The sequence below is a fragment of the Pseudomonas nicosulfuronedens genome (genome assembly GCF_005877905.1).
In the GTDB taxonomy this organism is placed as follows: Bacteria; Pseudomonadota; Gammaproteobacteria; order Pseudomonadales; family Pseudomonadaceae; genus Pseudomonas; species Pseudomonas nicosulfuronedens.
The window spans coordinates 1-3,095 of record NZ_SWDV01000091.1 but is presented as its reverse complement, the minus strand read 5'-3'; the positions used below and the strand labels follow the sequence as shown (position 1 = coordinate 3,095).

3 protein-coding genes are annotated in these 3,095 nt (G+C 55.4%); all 3 read left to right on the top strand.

What is annotated here, in order from left to right:
* Nucleotides 1-56: 56 nt before the first annotated feature.
* Nucleotides 57-272 carry a hypothetical protein gene (locus FAS41_RS30435; protein WP_138526983.1) on the top strand — a complete coding sequence of 72 codons (216 nt, stop codon included), beginning with the start codon at nucleotides 57-59 and terminating at the stop codon, nucleotides 270-272.
* Between the two features lie 273 nt (nucleotides 273-545).
* On the top strand, nucleotides 546-743 hold the full coding sequence (locus tag FAS41_RS30430; RefSeq protein ID WP_138526982.1) for a hypothetical protein: 198 nt from the start codon (nucleotides 546-548) through the stop codon (nucleotides 741-743).
* A 129-nt stretch (nucleotides 744-872) separates the two neighbouring features.
* On the top strand, nucleotides 873-3,095 hold a 2,223-nt coding region (traN, locus tag FAS41_RS30980; protein WP_171049596.1), incomplete at its 3' end, for a conjugal transfer protein TraN.

Below are 3,095 nucleotides of genomic sequence, written 5' to 3'. Positions count from 1 at the left end.
CCTGTGCGGGAGTCTCCCGCAAGGGCTACCTCTGCGCATTGATTGAGAGGTAGTAAATGAAAAAAACGAAATTGAAAGATTGGTTCATCAACTTCTTTCTAGCCATGGGTGCCGGCTTTATCGTGCCTGGTTTGCTGCTACTTGGCTTGCCTCCGGACGAACGAGTCGACAACCTTGAGTGGGGAGCTTGGCTACTTGTGGTAGGATTTCTCTGCCTGGTAGTCAGTTTGATCATGGCTGTACTGGAAGATCTGAAAGGAGAAGGCGAATGAGTCCTCTTGGCATTGGTGTGATTGCGGTCGTTACGTTCACGGTCCTGATGGGTGGGACCGCGCTTCTGCTCGATCGCGTCATTCAACGGCACAAGAAGGAGCGTCAAGCTCACCGCCACGGATGAACCTACCTGGACGCCTCGTGCGGCTCGGTACCTAAAACCTAGAGCCTAGCCTTCGGGCTAGGCTCCGCTGTGATCACCCCTGGTGGGTGATCCCCGGAACCCTCTCAACGCTGAGGGCTGCGGGGATCACCTACCAGGAGTACGAATCGTGACCGCAGCCAACGCAATTTACTGTCGAGAACTGAGTGAGTTGATGGTCGATTCCGGCCGGCGCTTTCTGGTGCCACCGAAGATCGCCGATACCGTCAAGGACAGGAATCCAGACCCCCGCTACGTCAAGCGCTGGGCAGTGATTCACAATCTCATCTCCTCCGACGACGAGGTGATCGTCCACGTTCCGACGTAACCCCTACGGACCCCGGTCAGCACGTGCTGACCGGGGTTTCGTTTTTCTGCACAATCTTCACTGGAAAAGGCCTTCCGGCTCTATCCAGCTTCCATAGCATCGAGGCACTTCAACCTCGAGCACTCGCCCATGCCAAACCCATTCCGCGCCCGCCAATCGCTGATCCGTGCGGTCAGTACGGTTGTGGTGGGGCTGTACCTCAACATGACTGCCTTCAGCGCCTGGGCCGACGCTGTTTCAGCAGGGTCCAGTGCTGGCCAGGACGTTGGAAAGCAGGGCATCAGCGTCTTCAACGGATCCACCGGATCGGCAACACTGAAGGACATCTTCTCCGGCTACCAGGATGGGAACACCCAGTCCCTGGAAGGCGTTTATGGGAGTGATGCGCACACGATCGATCTCGGCCAGAAGGCGAATACTCAACTCGCCAGCGACTCCGGCACCACGGGGGATGCCTATCGCCTGCTTCAGGACTCGTCACGTAGGGTTCAACCCGACCTTTCGAAAGACCCCATGTACTCGAATGCTGACTCTGTCCGATCGAGCGATTACATGCAGGCATTCCAACAAAACTTTGCAGATTGCAAAAAGACCGATCAGTTTGCCGATGCGACCATCAAATCTCATATCGCGAACTACAAGACCTGCGAACGCCTCGTAAAGCCGCAGGGAAACTGCGATATCAGCCATGAGGTGAAGGTGAAAGCGGGTCCTGTGGACCTTGTTTTCCTTGTCGATAACTCAGGATCCATGGGGGGTGTGATTTCCGAGTTGCGTAGCTCGATTAGCAACCTGGCCATGCTGCTCGGAGCGACCAACTCTGGCGACCTCAGAATTGGTGGCGCGCTAACCCGTGGCACTGACTATGTCTCCCGCCATATTGACCTTACGGACGACACCGGCGCGTTCCAGTCGTGGATCAATGGGGTAGGGACCACCTCTGGCGACACCTACAACATCGCTGCAGCTAACTATGTGCTGGATACCTTTACCTGGAGAAGCGACGTTCAGAAGGTAATCGTCTTCATCGGTAACAAGGACGGTGCTGGTAGCGGTGGAGCTGAGCTGGTACAGAAAATGTCTTCGATCGGGGTTACTGCCTACGTGTTTCACGATAACGGAAGCGTGAAGGCTCTTGGGACCTGGATTGCAAACAGCTTCTCCGCGACCGGCCTCTACAAGATGGCTCAATTCCTTGTCGTGGTTGAGGACTACTGGACTCCCCAAGATTGTCTTGCTGCAGCGACTGCCACGCTTGAGGAGTTCTGCACTGGGTCATATAGCACCACTGCCGGGAGCAGCGGCGATGCCGATAGCTGTGTGAACCTGTCGGGCTTCGACGTTTGCCCAGGCGATCCGATTTATCAGAAGCTGCAACCGCCCCCCATTCCTAACGTCGATCGAATGGCAACGAAGGTCCATGTATCTGCACTCCAGTGTGATTACAACGTAGGCCAAATGGACTGCTATGTGGATGCGCAGGGCAAGACGCAATGCCCGTACAACGATGGATCGAGTTTGGATAGTTGCACCAGCTTCGAGCAGAACAGTTCCTGCGGCTTTGTTAGCCAATCGTGTGTTAAAGGCGCCAGTGGTTCGAAAGGGACATGTTACGTCTACAACGAGACCTGGGACTGCGGTTACGACGTTTCGGTACCGACTGTGGTGAACACCGGCCAGAAGATCGAGTGCCCGGGAGGAGCTCGCTGCATGGGAAGCGAATGCTTCGATACGTCGAATACCAAGAGTGGCGATTTCGCCTACGCAGTTGCAATGCTGCAAGTCACCCAGTTCGCGGAGCAGGACATGACTTGCGCCTCCCCGGAGAGCCTTGACTGCAAAATCTTCGGCGGCGAGGCCATGGAGTGCAAGAAGGCCTTGGGCGGCTATGTGGACTGCTGTGAGGCCCCTAGCGGGGTCAGTCTCATGGATTACGTGAACCTGACCATGTCGTCGCTGAAAATGGCTTCGTCGGTGGAAGCGTTGAATCGTACAGGGAGCCTTTTTGCTAATGGCTACTGGCAGGCGGGCGAGGCTGCATTGGAGTCCGGTGCAAGTGCCTTAATCAAGGGGCAGTGGGGGAGCATCGTGGATTCCGCAACAGGTGCTTTCACCGACAAGATGGCAGGCGATATGACGTTGGGTGTTCTGCAGCAGCAGCTCATGCAATGGGCATACGATGGGATGGTTCAGATGGGGGCAGCTAACGCAGCAAATGCGGTGTTCCAAACAGGGACAGACGGAGCTGTTTCTGGGTTGTCTAGTCAGGCAGCAATGGTGGTTAACGTAATTGGTTGGATCTATACGGTTTACGTAATTACTGACATGCTGATTAATATTATTTGGGAGTGC